A 16,375-nucleotide genomic window follows, 5' to 3' on the forward strand; every position below is an offset into this window, starting at 1 on the left:
CTAAATCAGATCTGAGTGATCCCAATGCCAAACAAACCCTTCAATCTATCAAAACTCATCTCAGTCTTACTACTCGCTGCAGGAGCCGTCCTGCTCACCATCGTCCTTTATTTCACCGTGCAGTCAGTTAGGGAACTTTTGTATCAGAATGGAATAGAAAAGCACTATTCGTTCCAGTCACCTGAGGATACGGAAACGGTTCAGGTATTCCACGGGGTGAAGGTGCAGACGTACCGGGATGGTCCTGAGGTGCTCCTGGAGCTTCAGGAAGAGGAGCGGGCCAAGGTGAAGGTGCCAGGAGTCCAAACAGATGAAAAGAGCGACATGAAGGCGTTCGAGGGCATTGTCCAGTACAAGGTGATGAAGGAAAAGGAAACGGGGGAAGAGTGGTTCATTGCCGCCCTGAGTTTGAAGCCAGGAGTGATGGAAGAAGGGGATCAGAAGTTCCAGACGTTCCGGATCAATGAAAATGGTGTCGTGAAAAAGTCGACCTTCCCGTCGGGGGAGAATTCCAAGCTCGAGACCCAGTGGATTCGCGGGCTGACAGAAGATAAAATAGGCTACCACACCAGTCTTCCATACCAAGACCATCCGGTGTTGACCTTGATTTCAACAGCATTTGCCGGCTTAGTTTCACTATTTGTAGGTCTTCGTTTACGAAAACGGGAGAGAACAAAGAAATACGAAGCAGCATGACATCGGAGGAAGAAGGTCCGGTGTCTTTTTTTTATGCAAAAAACCGCTCCGGGGTATGACTCCCGGAGCGGTTTTTCTCATTATTTCTTCTTCACAGTCACGTTTTTCGCCTTGCTTACGTTGCCTGCTTTGTCTTTGGCTGTGACAGATAGGATGGTCTTTGCTTTTTGTTTCTTGATTTTGACGGTGAATTCGCCTTTTTTGTTGGCTTTGGCTTCACCGAGTTTTTTGTTCTTCACTTTGACGGTGACAGTGGCACCGGCTTCAGTCTTACCTTTGACGGAAGTGCTTTTGTTGTTGACGCTGTTCACCTTTGGTGCAGAAGGTGGTGTTTTGTCTGCTACTTTCAAGTTTGTGCCTTTGCTCGTGTTGCCTGCGGCATCGGTCGCGGTCACGACTACAGTGGTACCTGCTTTTTGCTTTTTGATCTTTAGGGTGAATTTCCCTTTTGCATCCGCTTTGGCTTTCGCGATCTGTTTACCCTTCACCTTGGCGACGACCTGGGCTTTTGCTTCGGTTGTGCCGGTGATGGAAGTACTCTTATCGCTGATTGCTATTGCTTTTGGAGCAGCCGGTGGGATGACGTCGATGACGGTCACTTTTGTTTCAGAGCTTTCTTTATAGCCATCCTGTACGGTTACGTAGAGGACCGCGTTCTCTTTTTGTTTAGGAATCTTCACTTTGAATGAACCGTTTTTATCGACTTTCCCTGTTGCGATGACTTTGCGGGAAGCATTTTTAATATTCACTTTCAGGTTTGCCTGGGCCGTACCTGACAGGGTGGTATCTTTATTGGTTACTTTTTTCACTTTTGGTTTATTCGGTGCTTTTTCTACGACTTGTTTTACAGAAGTCTTAGCATTGCCATTTGTAATGACTACGGTCAGGATCTGATCGGTTTTTTGTACCGGGATGGCCACGCTGTAGGAGCCGGATTTGACGGTTCCCTTGCCAAGTGACTTTTTCCCGTTCCATACTTCTACTGTAGATCCGTTCTTGGCTTTCCCTGTAACGGCTTTTGAGTTATTAAGGATCGGATTGATGGTTGCCCCCAGGTCAAGTGTACTGACGGCACTGAACGCATCCAAGCGTCCATATCCAGATACGTGATCGTATCCAGGCGGTAAGACCTCGACAGGGTATGGACCATCTACTTCTTCATCCCAATAGTCTTCTTCTCCAGTATACGGGTTATCCTGTTCGTCGAAAGCGACATCGACCGCTGTTTTGTTTAAGAGTGCTTGCACTTCAGAAGTCTTCATCGTTGGTTTCTGAGATAGGAGCAGACCGGCTACTGCGGCAACATGCGGTGTCGCCATGGATGTTCCGCTCATGTAGGTGACGTTCCCGTCTGGAAGGAGGGCAGGGATGTCCGAGCCTGGCGCTACAAGATCCAACCCTTTTCCGTAATTCGAGAAATCAGAAACGATATCAAATTTGCTGGTAGAACCGACTGCGATTACATATTTAGAAGAACCAGGGTAGTTTAGTTCCTCCATCCCGTCATTACCGCTTGCGGCTACGATGGTCACGCCTTTGTCACTTGCATAACGCAGGGCATATTCAATCGTACGACTGTATCCGCCTCCAAGGCTAAGGTTCAGCACCTTGGCTCCATTATCGGCCGCATACATGATCCCGGCAGCGATCTGTTCGGTATCCCCGCCACCAGATGAATCAAGGACCTTGATTGGCAGGATTTCAGCATATGGATTGATCCCGGCCATGGAGTAATGATTATCGGACTTTGCTGCAATGATGGAAGATACATGTGTCCCGTGGCCATTGTCATCCATGGCATCATCGTTACGATCCACAAAATTGTATCCTTTATCTACAAGGACATTACCTGAAAGGTCTGCAAGGGTGTGATCGACACCAGTATCAGCAACGGCAATCACAGTTTTGTCTAGTTTCTTATTTTTCAACAGTTTCTCAAGGGCTTCAAACCCGATATCGCTGCCTTTTTTCTCGCCGTTATTTAACGACCATTGATGTTCATACTGAACGTCTGCGGATAGAGCCTTGTAGGTCTGTACCGGCTCTACGAATTCGACTTCAGGTAGTTTGGCGATTTGATTGGCCGTTGTTTTCGAACTAGCCGAGAACCCTTTACCATTATTCTTTACTTCCACGACAAGGAAGCGATTTGATTTCAACTCTTTTTTGGACAGGTCGTCCACGGATTTGATTCCGTAAGTCTCTACTTTGGATTTTACGCGGCTTGTTGGCTGACCGTCCTTTACTTTCACGATCAGGCGGGAAGGATCAGCGGTTGAACTTGACGTGCTAAGTCCGGCTTTTGAGACTACCTGTGAAACGGATGTGCCGGTTAACTTCGAAAGATCAACATTTTTAACGGAGTTTTCAAGCTGTGTCTTCAAAGGACCCGGTACGGTATCATGGGCGATTGTATACAGGTTGCTGATGGCTTCCTGCTCTTTGTCAGAGATTGCGTACGCACTTGATCCGCCGTTCTTCGCGGTATCACTCAAAAGATTTTTCAAGGTGGATAGGTTTGCATACACGTCTTCACGCAGGTTTTTATCAAACAGCATTTTGGACGTGATGAATGGAGCGGACTTATAATAAACGGCCGTCAGTTCTTTTCCATTATCTGTTTTAGAAAGAAGGTTCTCACGGATCGAACGAAGGTCGGATAAAATCATTTTTCCATTTTTCTTTTTCTCGACGCTGAGCTCTGCAGGGCATTCTTCTCCTACGGCCCCATTAGAAGGTGGGAGTGATACGCCGTCGTAGCTGATTTTATAAGGGTTAGGCAGCAGATTGCCGTCTTCATCCTCTTCTACATAGCTTTCGAGTTTGATATAGTAAGGACCGACCCACGAGATCGGGAAGTCGATGGACGCGGTTTCCTGATTATAGGAATAGCCTCTATATTGTTCGAACGTATTGTCATCGGTGGCATTTTCGAGGCTTGAGTAAACACTCATGTTCACCTCAGATTGAGATTCAAGCTTGATTCTCAGATGAGTGAACTGTTCGACAGTATCATTTCCAGGGGTGATTTTATACCACTGAACATGATCATCACCAGTAAAACTCCCTTCTGTTAATTCCGACATGGCAAGCGGTAATTCTTCAATCACCGTTGTGGCGTTTGCTTGAGGGAGCTGTGGCAGGCAAACACTGAAAATCACAATCAAAGCTAGTAAACTCTTGATCAACTTTTTCCTCATAGTATCCTCCAATATCCTATTAGTAAAATCAATTAATTAAACCACATAACTCTCTTAATTGGAATATATTTCTTGACGCAAAAGCGAAATATTATTCGGCAAATACTGACACCTTCGCACACGAAAAAACCGGCTGCCAAGGGGGCAACCGGTTTGCACTGCCGAGTAGTACATTTCCATCCCTGTTGGGAACATAGTACCGGGTAGTGTTTAAAGACTGTAGAAGCGTTTGAAGCTGTCGAATTTTGATTTCCAATAAGAATTGTTCAGGCTGGAGATTTCTACCCCGTTGTCACCCGCGTGGATGAACTGATTGTTGCCGACATAGATTCCTAGGTGAGAAATGCCTTTTTTGTATGTATTCGAGAAGAATACGATATCGCCGATTGCTGGTTTGTCGACATAGTACGAGCGGCTGTAGTATCCTTCTGAAGACGTTCTGGACATACTTACGCCTGCCTGGTTGAAGGCATAATAAATGAATCCGCTGCAATCGAAGCCTGCAGTGGTGGATCCACCCCATACGTAAGGTTTACCGATCTGTCCTTTTGCCGCTGATAGAAGGCGATTGACGTCAAAGGAAGTAACCGTATCTTCTTTAGGAGCAGATGGTGAAGGCTTGGAAGGTGCTGGTGCCGGAGAGGAAGAAGAACCTCCGTTGACCTTAAGTGTCTGACCGACATAAATCATATTCCCGGACAGTCCGTTGAGTTTCTTAAGCTCGCTCACGCTCATGCTATAGCGGAGACTGATGTGGGAAAGCGTATCCCCTGATACAACCTTGTAAGAGCCTGTTGCGCTGTTACCTGGTGCCGGTGCAGGCTTTGAAGGAGCTGGTGCCGGAGAAGAAGAGCCGGATCCACCGGATGAAACCGATAGTTTTTGTCCTGGGTAGATCAGATGACTTGAGATCCCGTTCCATTTCTGCAGTTCGCCGAGTGAAATGGAGTGGCGGTTGGCAATGGCAATCAGCGTATCCCCAGATTTGACCGTATACGTTTTAGCTGGCGAAGACGGAGCCGGCGCTGGCGCTGAAGGTTTAGACGGTGCAGTGGAGGCTTTTGCCGTCACCTTCAGGACCTGATTCGGGAAAATCATGTCTGATTTCAGATTGTTAAGCGATTTCAAGTTCGACACAGACGTATTATACTTACGGGCAATATTCCATAGGGAGTCTCCTGATTCTACTTTGTGCGAACTTGCCGCGGCAGCAGATGCATAGGTAGAAGACAGAACGGCGGTAGCAGCAAATGTTACAATCGTTTTTTTCAATGGGTTTCTCCTTCTATGTATAGATTGATAGTTTTTTGTCATTTTACCATAAATTAATAGAAAAAAGGGAGTAAAATCACCAAAAATGTAAAAAGAAATAGTACTTTGGACTGTGTTATCACAACGTGCCGAATGACGGAAGAGCAATTGGGAGGGGAACGGGAAAAATCGACAAAAAAGGACGCAGGGATCACCTGCGTCCTTTACCCAGATTTATTTCGTTTTAAACACTTTTTCGACAACTCGTTTGCTTGCCTCTCCATCTTCGAGGTAACAGAACTTCTGATAAAATGCGTCAAAGTTCGCTTGGGATGCTGGATCCGGATGCTGGATATGGCGGATCACGTCTTCGGTGGTCTTTACCAGTGGACCTGGTGCCTGTGCTTCAAAGTCAAAGTAGAACCCGCGAAGCGTGTCGCGATAATTCTCGATATCGTACACATAGAAGATCATCGGTCGACCGAGATTTGCATAATCGAAGAACACAGACGAATAATCGGTAATCAAAAGATCAGAGATGAGGTACAGCTCGCTGATATCCGTATGATGCGATACATCGTACGCAAATCCGGCAAACGGAGTGATATCCAGGTTCTCGGCAATCAGATAGTGCATGCGGAGAAGCACGATGTACTCATCGCCAAGCTCTTCCTGCATCTTATCAAGCTCCAGCTTGAGATTGAACTTGTATTTACCTCTTGCATAGAACTCATTATCGCGCCACGTAGGTGCATAGAGAATCACCTTTTTATCCAACGGAAGATCAAGGCGTTCTTTCAACGAATTCATCGTTTCAGCATTATTCGCATTATGAAGGAAATCATTCCGCGGATAACCGGATTCGATCATATCCTTCTCAAAGCCGAATGCCCTGGCGAAGATTTCAGAAGAATAACGGTTCGGAGAGATTAGATAATCCCAGCGGCTTGATTCATTTAAGAAGTTCCTTTTGTATTTCTCCGTATTCGTCCCCGGCATTAGCACTTGATCCATATCAGCTGCAAGACGTTTTAAGGGAGTTCCATGCCAAGTCTGAAGATATGTCGTATGTTTTGGTTTTGGGATCCAAAGCGGTAAACGACTGTTGGAAACCCAATACTTTGAGCGGGCCATCTTAAACAACCAAGGGATCGAGAAACGGTTGATGGTTTTCAACCCTTTTCCTTTAAATACCCCGGCGCTTCGAGGATCGATGCTCCAATACATATCGTATTCTGGATAATGTTCTAGCATATACTCGTATATTGCCCGAGGGTTACAACTGTATTGTTTCCCAAGAAAACTTTCAAACACAACCTGTTTTTTCTTGGCAGGAAGTTTTCCAAAGAGGATGAAGGCAGATTTATAAGCCTTTTTAACCGTTTTGCCTTGTTTTACACGCAGAATAAATCTTTTAGCTTTTCCAGCTAACTGGCGAAATGGTTTGTACTGATAGATCCGCACTGAAAGAAAGTTGGATTTTTTTGTTGGTTTTAAACGCATTTTCCATGTGCTGTTCTTTAACCTCAATGTGCATTCCTGATAGCGGGAAGTTGCATTTCTAGGTTGGAATTTCAGACGCTGGCTACGAATATGTTGGACCCCTTCAGAAGTGGGGATTGAAACCTCAATATAGAATTTATAATAATTATTACTTGAACCTATAGGAAGGGAATCAGGTTTATACTCGCCATAAAATCCACTTGAAGAGTAATCTTCTCCCCCTGCAGCATATCGTTCAGTAAGGTCATGACGAATTTCATTTTGAAGAGGTATAAAGGTCTCTTCTTCATTCAAATTATTCGTGATCACAAGTCTTTTGGATACAACCTCAACATTGCCCTGCGCTTCAGGTATATAAACGGCATAGCCGTTAAGTTTAATTATTCCATTATCAGTCAGCTTAAGATCTTCAATCATTGCGATGGGAGCTGAAGGAGATAATTTGAAGGAGACATTTCCTTTTTTAGTTCGGTAAGGAATAAACAAATGGTCCTGGTAAAGGAAAGAGTGAAGCCTTATATCCTCCATACCAGCTTTTATCCTTGTATATTTGTACTCCTCTTCATCATTTATGATCCCAACCAAGTAAAGGTCCCAAAAGACCCCAGGTTTAAGCTCTTTTAAGTGCGGTTCCAGAGGGAAGTCACCTTCCAGTAAATCCATTGATTCATCTTCACAATGCTTCCTCTTTGCAGAGAGTCGGATCGGGTGTTCTGTTCCTCTTTCCAGGATGCAAAAATGGAAACGTGTGTAGGAATCTAAAAAAGTCTTTAAAAAGCTCGCTTCAAAAGACAGATACCGACCTTTGGAGGTCTCTTTAATCGATAATAGTGTAATCTGCCTGTGGTGAAAATCATGGTCATTCATTAACGTCCTCTGCTCCTCTCTAAATAAGAACAAATTGTTCTAAAAGGTATTATATATGATGTTTTGGATGAATAAAAAGTTGTAATATAATCCTATTCCAATTGTAAAGAAAGATATGAATCAGCAAGTTAAGAATAGTATACCCATTCAGTATAAAGATTAAAAAAACCTGCAGAATATGCAGGTTTAAATTAAGTAGTTAAGGAAATCCCACTCTGTTTTTTCATGGCATCTTCTCTGAATTTCTTTTTCTGAGCTTTACTCATTGCTTTGTAATCTTTAAAGAATTTTTCGTACTTCGGTATGACGTCTTCAACAGGACCGAATTCCCTAACTTCTCCGTACTCTAGCCAAAGAATTTTTTCGCAGAACTTTTTCATTTGACCAATGGAGTGACTGACAAAGAACATGGTCTTACCGTTTTCTTTAAACTCATACATCTTTTCTAAGCTTTTTTCAGCAAAGGCTTTATCACCCACAGAGAGTGCTTCGTCTATAATCAAAATATCGGGATCGATATGGACGGATATTGCAAATCCAAGACGTGATTTCATCCCGCTTGAGTATGATTTCACTGGTTGATCAATAAACTTCCCTAACTCCGAGAATTCAATGACTTCAGGTTCTAATTCCTTGATTTTGCTTTTCTTAAATCCTAACATCAGCATCTTTAACTCAATATTTTCACGACCTGTAAGTTGACCGTTAAGACCCGCTGAAACAGCAATCAAAGCAGTTTTCCCTCGGACTTCGACTTCACCGGACGTTTCAGGGATGATCCCGGCGATTATGTTGGCGAGTGTTGATTTCCCTGAACCATTTACACCGACAAATCCAATAATATCCCCTTTGTCAGCTTCGAAACTGACATTTCGCAAACCATAAAAATCTTCACCGAAGCTTTTGGGGGTAATCATATCTAAGATTCGTTCTGATTGCTTGGAATAAAGCTTGTATTTTTTCGTTACATTACTGACAATAACTGATTTTGACATTTCATCCTCTACTTTCTATTATAAGAAATCAACGAAGTGTCTCCTGAATTTCACGTGTATAAAGGAGCCGAACAAGAACAACACCAAGACAAGACCCCAGAAGTAAAGTGTATACTGGTAATGATCAATAAAATACCAGCTGTCGCCAATTAGAGAACTTCTATATCCTTCTACAATGTAATAAAAAGGATTTAATTTCATTATGGTTACCAGCTTATCGTTAAGCATTCCTTCCATATTCCACAGAATAGGTGAGAGGTATAGAAGCATCCTCATAATGGATTGCACCACCATCTGTACGTCTCGCACCATTGTGGAGAGTGTTGAGGTAATCAAGGACAATGCGAATAATAATGCGAGAACGGCAAGCATAAAATAGGGTAGCTGCAAATAGTGAATGTTAATGGTATACCCCATGAATTGAAAAATTACAATTGTGATACCTGTTAAATATAAATGAGGGTAAAACTTAGACATGATTACATAGGAAGGAATGGCACTCATTGGAAAACTCATCTTAGAGAGCATCCTTATCCGTGTGTACACTGACTTGGAGGACTGTGTAATGGCCGGACTGATAAAGAACCAGACAACCATCCCGGCAAGGAGCCAGACAATGAAGGGAACGTCGCCGACGGCCCCTCTACCTTCGCCGCCAGTTCTAATTCCGTACCCGAATACAAACCAATAGATGGCGATTTGAATGCCGGGATTCAAAATCTCCCAGAGCATGCCAAGGTAATTATTTTTATTATTGCTTTTTATTTCATACAATGAAAGTCTTTGTATTAAATAGAAATTTGTAATTTGTTCCTTAAAAACGGTAAGAGCAGATTTCATAGGTTTTCCTTTCTTAGAGCCATCTCGAATTTATAAAAGAAATTTCTATACTCCTTATTTGGGACAAGACTATTCTGCAATAAAAATGAATATTGTTCAATAGATATATTAAGGTCGTTCATATCCAGAAGTATACCCACTTTCACAGTAGTCACAACCTGAAGGCATAGTTCAAGCTGAATAGGGCCGCTAAACCCAAGAGACTGGGAATAAATTATAATTGTAAATGTGGGTTAACTGTATTAGTTTAAGGGTATTGGTTTGTTAACGTTCAATTAAAATTCACATGTCCGCTATTGAAATAGTACCATGGACTACTATAGAATGGTTAGGTATAACATATTACAATCTTTTACATCATCCGCATATTACACAATTGTAAATTCCTTATAAACTTCTTGTAAACTAGCACGTGTATAATACGATTATATTGTTCGAAATTTTACAGGGTTTCACTGTCATCATAAATTAATCTATAAAGTTATATATCCGGGAGGAATCAGTAATGAAGAAAGTAATTACTTATGGTACGTTTGATTTGCTTCACTGGGGCCACATAAACTTATTAAAACGCGCGAAACAACTTGGTGATCATTTGACTGTAGCCATTTCTTCGGACGAGTTTAATGAATTAAAAAATAAAAAGTCATACCATAGTTTTGAAAATAGAAAAATGATCCTTGAATCCATTCGTTACGTGGATGAAGTCATTGCGGAAAATGATTGGGAGCAAAAAGTAAGTGATGTAATCGATCGTGATATTGACGTTTTTGTAATGGGTGACGATTGGGAAGGAAAATTTGATTTCCTGAAGGAACATTGCGAAGTTGTTTATCTTCCAAGAACCATCGGAATTTCTACTTCGAAAATTAAAAACGACCTTTTTACAGTTAATAATGGCTAGAGAGATTGCCATAACGGCATATCTGCTTTTCTTTAAGACCATATTTACGTTGTTTAAGCTTTTCCCTTTAAAATCCAAGGTTGTTTTTGTAGTGTCATTTAGTGAAAACAATAAAAAAGTATACGAAGAGATGTTACGACAAGATCTTTCTTGTCGTACTCTTTTTTTAACGACTGAAAAAATGTACCCTATATTCTCGAAATTGGACGGCAGTGATACCTTTCTTTTTCACGTGAAAAGGCCCTATGAATTTCTATGTTCTATTTATCATTTGGCTACTTCGAAAATTATATTCGTGGATAATTATTATGGTTTCTTATCTGCTTCGGATTTTCGTGAAGGTGTAGAGTGCATACAACTGTGGCATGCTAATGGTGCTACAAAAAAGTTCGGGCTTGGAGATTCCTCCAACCAAATCAGAGGGAATAGGGCTATACGACGTTTCCGTCAAGTATATGCTCGATTTAGCAGGATAGCTGTAGGGTCGAGAAAAATGGCCGATATCTTTCAAAAAGCATTTCATATTTCTTCTGAGAAATTTTTGTTTACCGGAATTCCCCGGACAGATCCTTTCTTTTCGCATAGGAATGAAGGCATTTCAAAAGAAAAGCTATATAAGCGTTATCCCGAAATAATAGGTAAAAAGGTAATTCTTTATGCACCTACTTACAGAGATCATGAATTGACTGAACAATCCTTGAGATTAGATGTGAGCAAGGTGATGAGCGAACTGGGTGATGATTATCGTTTAATGATCAAACTTCATCCTGCGGTCAGGCAGTCACTAAACATGGGAGTAGGCAATGAAGGCGTCATTAATGTATCCTCTCACCATAATTTAAATGATATTTTGTTCGTGACGGATATTTTAATTACAGATTATTCTTCTATTCCATTCGAGTACTCCATATTAGGAAAACCAATGATTTTTTATTTTTATGATTACCACTTATACAATCAAAAACCGGGTATTTGGGAAGAGTTCCTAGAGGATATACCTGGACCTATTGCGTATGAGACAGATGAAATTATAAAAATTATAAAAAACGGTCATTTTGATTTAAATAAGATTCAACGTTTCTCTGACAAATGGAATGAATTTTCAAAAGGATATTCCAGCGAAAATCTTGTGAAATTCTTGAAAGAAAAACTATGAACGTTAAGTCGGGTGCAATCAGCACTCGGCTTATTTTTGTTATTCAAATAGTTATAAATACCTATTAAGTGAAGTGGGATTCCTGTCGAAAAAAGGATTATGAACATTTAATACGAATGGCGAATGTTCGTGAAGTATCAGAAATTATAGGGTATTATGGAGTATTTTGTTTAATATTCTTCTATTATCCAATTATTTTATGATAGTATTACAATGTAACTTTAATGTTACAAGCAGGACAAAATAATCACTACTAAAGGAGGAGCGAAAGCAATTAATAAACTTATAGCTTCTAGTATGGCTTTGTTGTTATTCTTCGGTTTTAGCAAAGGTATTTCAGCGGAAGAAAACGCTGATTATACAGAGAAAACACCTCAGGTGGAATACAATTGGGGGCTTGGCGGGCCCAACGGTTTGGTAGACAATTTCACAGCTCACTTCGATCAATCCCAAAACTTGGATGGAGGGGACTATTTCATCCAAACGTTGGCGGATGATGGAATAAAAGTATCAGTGAATGGTACTGATGTGATCAATAGGCTCTCTTATTCTCATACTTCTCTTATAGATAGGGCAGTACTGAAAAATACGCAAAAGGGTCTTAACGATATCCAGACTTCTTACCGTGAAGGGGTAAAGACAGCCTATGTCTTCTCCCACGTTGTTCCATTTGATGACTGGTTAGGTTACTTTTATTCAAATCAAACCACCGGTGGATCTCCGGAGGCAGCCAAGATCATGTCTGAAAAAAGTGATGGACGATTTGTCGCTGATTTCGGCAAAGGCAGCCCGGCCACTAAAGTCCCTGCAGATGGATTTTCCGCCAGGTATGTAACAGCGAAGAATCTGGATCCTGGAGACTACATCATCCGAGTCGGCTCTGATAGTGGAGTGCAGGTGCTTCTTGATGGAAAAACGGTTATCAACAGTTTTGGAACTTCAGCAATAAAAGACGAAGCCGTTAAGGTTAATGTCAAGAATGGAACCAATGGAGATCGTACACATTGGATCGAGGTCAGATATAAACATGTATCTGGTAATTCAAAAATGGATGTTCAAATCCAACCATATAAGGAAGTCATGGACATCAGCCCCTCAGATGGCTGGGTCGGTGAGGTTTATTCCGGGGAAGATTTCAAAGGAAAGTCCATTATTCTTGGCGGAAAGAATGCATTGAAGCCCTTAAAAGAGCTTAATCTGAATTGGGGCAGCGGCTCTCCTCATCCATGGATTCCTAATGATAATTTCACGGCTAAGTTTTATAAGAAATGGGACGTGGCTTCCACGGACCTGTATTCAATTAATGTAAGTGCCGATGATGGAGTCAGGGTATATGTGGACGGAGAAAAGGTCATAGATTCATGGAAGTACGTTGTCGGTGGGAATAGGACCGTAACACTTCCCATGACCAAAGGAATTCATGATGTACGTGTTGAATATTTGGAAAAGATAAAAAATGCTAGGATTAAGGTTGAATTTGAAAAGGAAAAAGCAGACTATACAGCGAAAAGTCCTTCTCTTAAGTACAATTGGGGATTAAAAGGGCCGATCAAAGATAAGTATGACCATTTCACAGCCAAATTCGATCAGAGTCAGGATCTTAAGGCAGGTAACTACTTCGTTCAGACATATGCCGATGATGGGTTGATCATGGAAGTAGATGGGAAGACAATCATTGATCGTTGGAAATACTCTCCTAAATACATCGACAGAGCATTGTTGCCTGGGATGAATGGAGGTAAACACTCAATAACCACCCTCTATAATGAAGGGACTAAGAGTGCGTCGATCTTCTCCAATATCGTTCCTTATGGAGATTGGCTTGCCTATTATTATGGAAATGAGAACTTCAGCGGGGCTCCGTTAACATCAAAGGTTATACAAGGCCAAGGGAGCGGTAATAAACTAAATGAGGTAAATGGACAAGGTAGTCCGGTCCCTGGAGTAGTACCAGTTGACCACTTCTCTGCACTCTACACATCTGCTATGAAACTGGAAGCCGGCGATTATGTACTAAGAACAGGTGCCGATGATGGTTTGCAAGTCTACATAGACGGTAAGTTGGTGCTGGCTCGTTTTACCCCCGTGGGATACCGGGAAGATGATATTAAGTTTTCGGTTTCGGACAATGGCACGGGTACTGACAAAGACGTTCACTGGGTGGAAGTGAAGTACCGAGAAGGTATTTTATCCAGCAGGGTTAATGTCCAAGTGCAGCCTTATAAAGAAGTGACAGATCCTGCAGTAGGAGATGGCTGGGTTGGTGAGGTCTATCCTACGATGGACTTTAATGGAACACCGATCATCCTTGGAGGAAAATCGTCTTCCAAAAAGATTGAAAATCTAGATTACAACTGGGGTCAAGGCTCCCCAAGCCCACTCATTCCGAATGATTATTTTTCTACGAGATTTAAACGGAAAGTCAACATCTCAGATCCAGGTTATTATGTTTTAAACGCCTGGGCCGATGATGGTGTAAGAGTGTACGTTGATGGGAAGAAAATGATAGATTCATGGGGTTACCAATCCAATCATCTGCGTCAAGCAGGCATTGAATTGACAAAAGGTGAACATGAAATCATCGTTGAGCATTTTGACAAGGTTAAAGGGGCAAGACTTAAGTTTGAACTTGAAAAAGGAAAAACGTATTATGAAGCAGTAGAAAAACAGGTAAGTTATAACTGGGGACTCTCAAGTCCTTCCGTGGAAGTCCAACCTGATAATTTCACTGCGTTATTCAACCAGAGTCAATATCTAGCAGCAGGAGATTATTTCTTCCAGACAATGGCTGACGATGGAGTAAAGGTTGATTTTGATGGAAAACGGATCATCGATCGATGGAATTATTCTTATGATTCTCTCATTGACCGTGCCCTCCTGACAGGTGTTTCGGCCGGGGATCATTCCATTATGACGAACTATAGAGAAGGGGTTAAAACAGCCTATTTATTCTCTCATGTTGTTCCTTTCAATGACTGGTTGGCCTATTACTACACAAATGAGACAGTCTCAGGTTCGCCAGCGGGCTCTAAAGTCATTAAAGGATCCGGAGCATATGGTGCTTTAAGTGAGAATAATGGGTACGGCAGTCCTATGCCGGGTGTTGTGCCAGTTGATCACTTCTCTGCAAAGTATGTAACTGCTAAACGTGTTCCTGCTGGAGAATATATTGTTCGTGGTGGGGCAGATGATGGCATTCAAGTCCTGATTGATGGAGAGATGGTACTCGACCGATTTACGAACGGTGCATACCGTGAAGACGCAGTTAAAGTCAACATCAAGGACAGGGCAGGTGCCCCAGCCTCTGAACGAAACGTACACTGGATTGAAGTTCGTTACAAAGAATCCACTGACGCAAGTAAGGTTGACTTTGTCCTTCAACCATATAATGAAGCAAAGTCGATTACAAAGAATGACGGTTGGTTCGCGGAATTCTTCAGTAATGAGAGTCTCTCGGGGCCATCTGTCATCATGGGTGGAAAGGGTGCTCTGGTACCTTTAAATGAAGTGAACTTCAACTGGGGCCAAGGTTCACCTTCACCGTTACTTCCAGTTGATCATTTCAGTGCAAGATTGACGAAAAAACTCGAACTTAATGAGTCGGGTGATTACGTTATTACAGTATATGCAGATGATGGTCTTCGCCTTAAAATGGATGGGAAGACAGTTATCGACTCTTGGAGCTATGTTGCTGGTGGAAAACGTCAAGTAACAGTCCCTAATATCAGTTCAGGTGTTCATGATATTGAAATTGAATACCATGAAGGAACGTTGGGTGCCAAGCTTCAATTCGATATCAAAAAAGTTTCAGCAATATCGTATAGAGATTTAGACTTAAGGAAGCCGTCTAATATTACAGCACAGGATATAGTTAACTTCTTCAATAAAAAACGTCCTGATAGCACGCTGAAACAATACGCGCAAGACTTTATCAACGTCCAGAATAAGACGGGGGTAAATGCTCAGTATCTAGTTGCCCACGCCATTTGGGAAACGGGCTGGGGAGATTCAGCAATCGCTAAGTATAAGCGTAATTTCTTTGGCTACGGAGCTTATGATTCTTGTCCGGTCACATGTGCATTCTACTTCCCTACAGGGGACGACAGTATTAGTTTTGTTGCGTATCAGGTAAAGACCGATTACCTTACCCCTGGTGGTAGATACTACAACGGGCCAAACTTGGACGGGATGAACGTCAGATATGCAACGGATCAGAATTGGAAGAATGGAATCGCCAACCTGATGGAGTCCATAAAGCCATTTGATGCCGCGTATTATGATCGTCTGAATCCATCGACCAAGGTACCTGCGACGCCACCGACCTATGGAAGGGATATACCAAGTGGGCAACCTTACCCATCGAATATCTTCATAGATTATTCACCTTCCAAGCAGGCGGTCCTTACAAACAATACTAACTATCGTTCCATTCCGTACGAAAGTTCATCAACGATACTCGGAACGCTGAACAAAGGCGCAAAAGTAGAGGTGTTGGGTTACAATACGGATGTTCGCGGCAGCTGGTATCGTGTGAAAGTAAATGGCAAGAGTGTATGGATGAGCGGAGCGTATCTTGACTTCGGAAATTCAGGTGAAACGAAAGAACCGATGGTCATGGTGACGGAGGACGGTCTGAGAATCAGGCAAGGTCCTGCAACCACCTATGGCATCATCACTTCAGTCAATTCAGGAACTACATTAAAATTGGTAGTGAAATCCGGAAAACCGGTTCAGCAGAATGGTTGGTATCAAGTTTATCTCCCTAACTCTACAAGTACAGGCTGGCTATCCGGTGATTACGTGAAAGTCATTAATTAAGCAATGGCGGATGAGTGAATTCTCATCCGCTTTTTTGATTGTAATTATCTGTCGACGTATATAAGAATATGTTGAATTATGTTAATATTTTCTTTAGTATATATAAGATGAGTAGTTTCATGAAATTTGGAAGCGTTAGGACAAA

Annotated in this window: 9 protein-coding genes; 4 read left to right on the forward strand and 5 right to left on the reverse strand. The window is 42.0% G+C overall.

Annotated features, from left to right (window positions below; genetic code table 11):
• Positions 1 to 24 precede the first annotated feature (24 nt).
• On the forward strand, positions 25 to 696 hold the full coding sequence (locus ABJ225_RS15675) for a hypothetical protein (RefSeq protein WP_347321015.1): 672 nt from the start codon (positions 25 to 27) through the stop codon (positions 694 to 696).
• Positions 697 to 776: 80 nt separating this feature from the next.
• Here ABJ225_RS15675 and ABJ225_RS15680 read toward each other — a convergent pair whose 3' ends face one another.
• The 5 genes from ABJ225_RS15680 to ABJ225_RS15700 form a co-directional block, all read right to left on the reverse strand.
• Positions 777 to 3,896 (reverse strand): Ig-like domain-containing protein, encoded by a 3,120-nt coding sequence (locus ABJ225_RS15680; protein ID WP_347321016.1) that lies wholly within the window; start codon positions 3,894 to 3,896, stop codon positions 777 to 779.
• Positions 3,897 to 4,106: 210 nt separating this feature from the next.
• Positions 4,107 to 5,168: a C40 family peptidase gene (locus ABJ225_RS15685; RefSeq protein ID WP_347321017.1), complete on the reverse strand. Its 1,062-nt coding sequence runs from the start codon at positions 5,166 to 5,168 to the stop codon at positions 4,107 to 4,109.
• Positions 5,169 to 5,381: 213 nt separating this feature from the next.
• Positions 5,382 to 7,517, reverse strand: a complete 2,136-nt coding sequence (locus ABJ225_RS15690) for a CDP-glycerol glycerophosphotransferase family protein (protein WP_347321018.1) — start codon at positions 7,515 to 7,517, stop codon at positions 5,382 to 5,384.
• Positions 7,518 to 7,708: 191 nt separating this feature from the next.
• Positions 7,709 to 8,512, reverse strand: coding sequence for a teichoic acids export ABC transporter ATP-binding subunit TagH (tagH, locus tag ABJ225_RS15695; RefSeq protein ID WP_347321019.1), 804 nt, complete (start codon positions 8,510 to 8,512; stop codon positions 7,709 to 7,711).
• An 18-nt stretch (positions 8,513 to 8,530) separates the two neighbouring features.
• Entirely contained in the window at positions 8,531 to 9,352 is an 822-nt protein-coding gene (locus ABJ225_RS15700; RefSeq protein ID WP_347321020.1) for an ABC transporter permease, read from the reverse strand.
• Between the two features lie 505 nt (positions 9,353 to 9,857).
• Between ABJ225_RS15700 and tagD the strand changes: the two genes are divergently transcribed.
• The 3 genes from tagD (at position 9,858) to ABJ225_RS15715 (ending at position 16,230) form a co-directional block, all read left to right on the forward strand.
• A complete protein-coding gene (gene tagD / locus ABJ225_RS15705) occupies positions 9,858 to 10,256 on the forward strand; it encodes a glycerol-3-phosphate cytidylyltransferase (protein WP_048004916.1) in 399 nt (132 codons plus the stop codon).
• Entirely contained in the window at positions 10,249 to 11,412 is a 1,164-nt protein-coding gene (locus tag ABJ225_RS15710; RefSeq protein ID WP_347321021.1) for a CDP-glycerol glycerophosphotransferase family protein, read from the forward strand. Before tagD ends, ABJ225_RS15710 begins: the two co-directional genes overlap by 8 nt.
• Positions 11,413 to 11,709: 297 nt before the next feature.
• Positions 11,710 to 16,230: a PA14 domain-containing protein gene (locus tag ABJ225_RS15715; protein WP_347321022.1), complete on the forward strand. Its 4,521-nt coding sequence runs from the start codon at positions 11,710 to 11,712 to the stop codon at positions 16,228 to 16,230.
• Positions 16,231 to 16,375 lie beyond the last annotated feature (145 nt).

This window comes from Rossellomorea sp. RS05, assembly GCF_039822645.1.
In the GTDB taxonomy this organism is placed as follows: domain Bacteria; phylum Bacillota; class Bacilli; order Bacillales; family Bacillaceae_B; genus Rossellomorea; species Rossellomorea marisflavi_B.

Bases quoted from the DNA above. Each gene is read 5' to 3' on its own strand.
- ABJ225_RS15675 (WP_347321015.1), top strand. From the start codon at position 25: ATGCCAAACAAACCCTTCAATCTATCAAAACTCATCTCAGTCTTACTA.
- ABJ225_RS15680 (WP_347321016.1), bottom strand. From the start codon at position 3,896: ATGAGGAAAAAGTTGATCAAGAGTTTACTAGCTTTGATTGTGATTTTC.
- ABJ225_RS15690 (WP_347321018.1), bottom strand. From the start codon at position 7,517: ATGAATGACCATGATTTTCACCACAGGCAGATTACACTATTATCGATT.
- tagH (WP_347321019.1), bottom strand. From the start codon at position 8,512: ATGTCAAAATCAGTTATTGTCAGTAATGTAACGAAAAAATACAAGCTT.
- ABJ225_RS15700 (WP_347321020.1), bottom strand. From the start codon at position 9,352: ATGAAATCTGCTCTTACCGTTTTTAAGGAACAAATTACAAATTTCTAT.
- tagD (WP_048004916.1), top strand. From the start codon at position 9,858: ATGAAGAAAGTAATTACTTATGGTACGTTTGATTTGCTTCACTGGGGC.
- ABJ225_RS15710 (WP_347321021.1), top strand. From the start codon at position 10,249: ATGGCTAGAGAGATTGCCATAACGGCATATCTGCTTTTCTTTAAGACC.
- ABJ225_RS15715 (WP_347321022.1), top strand. From the start codon at position 11,710: ATGGCTTTGTTGTTATTCTTCGGTTTTAGCAAAGGTATTTCAGCGGAA.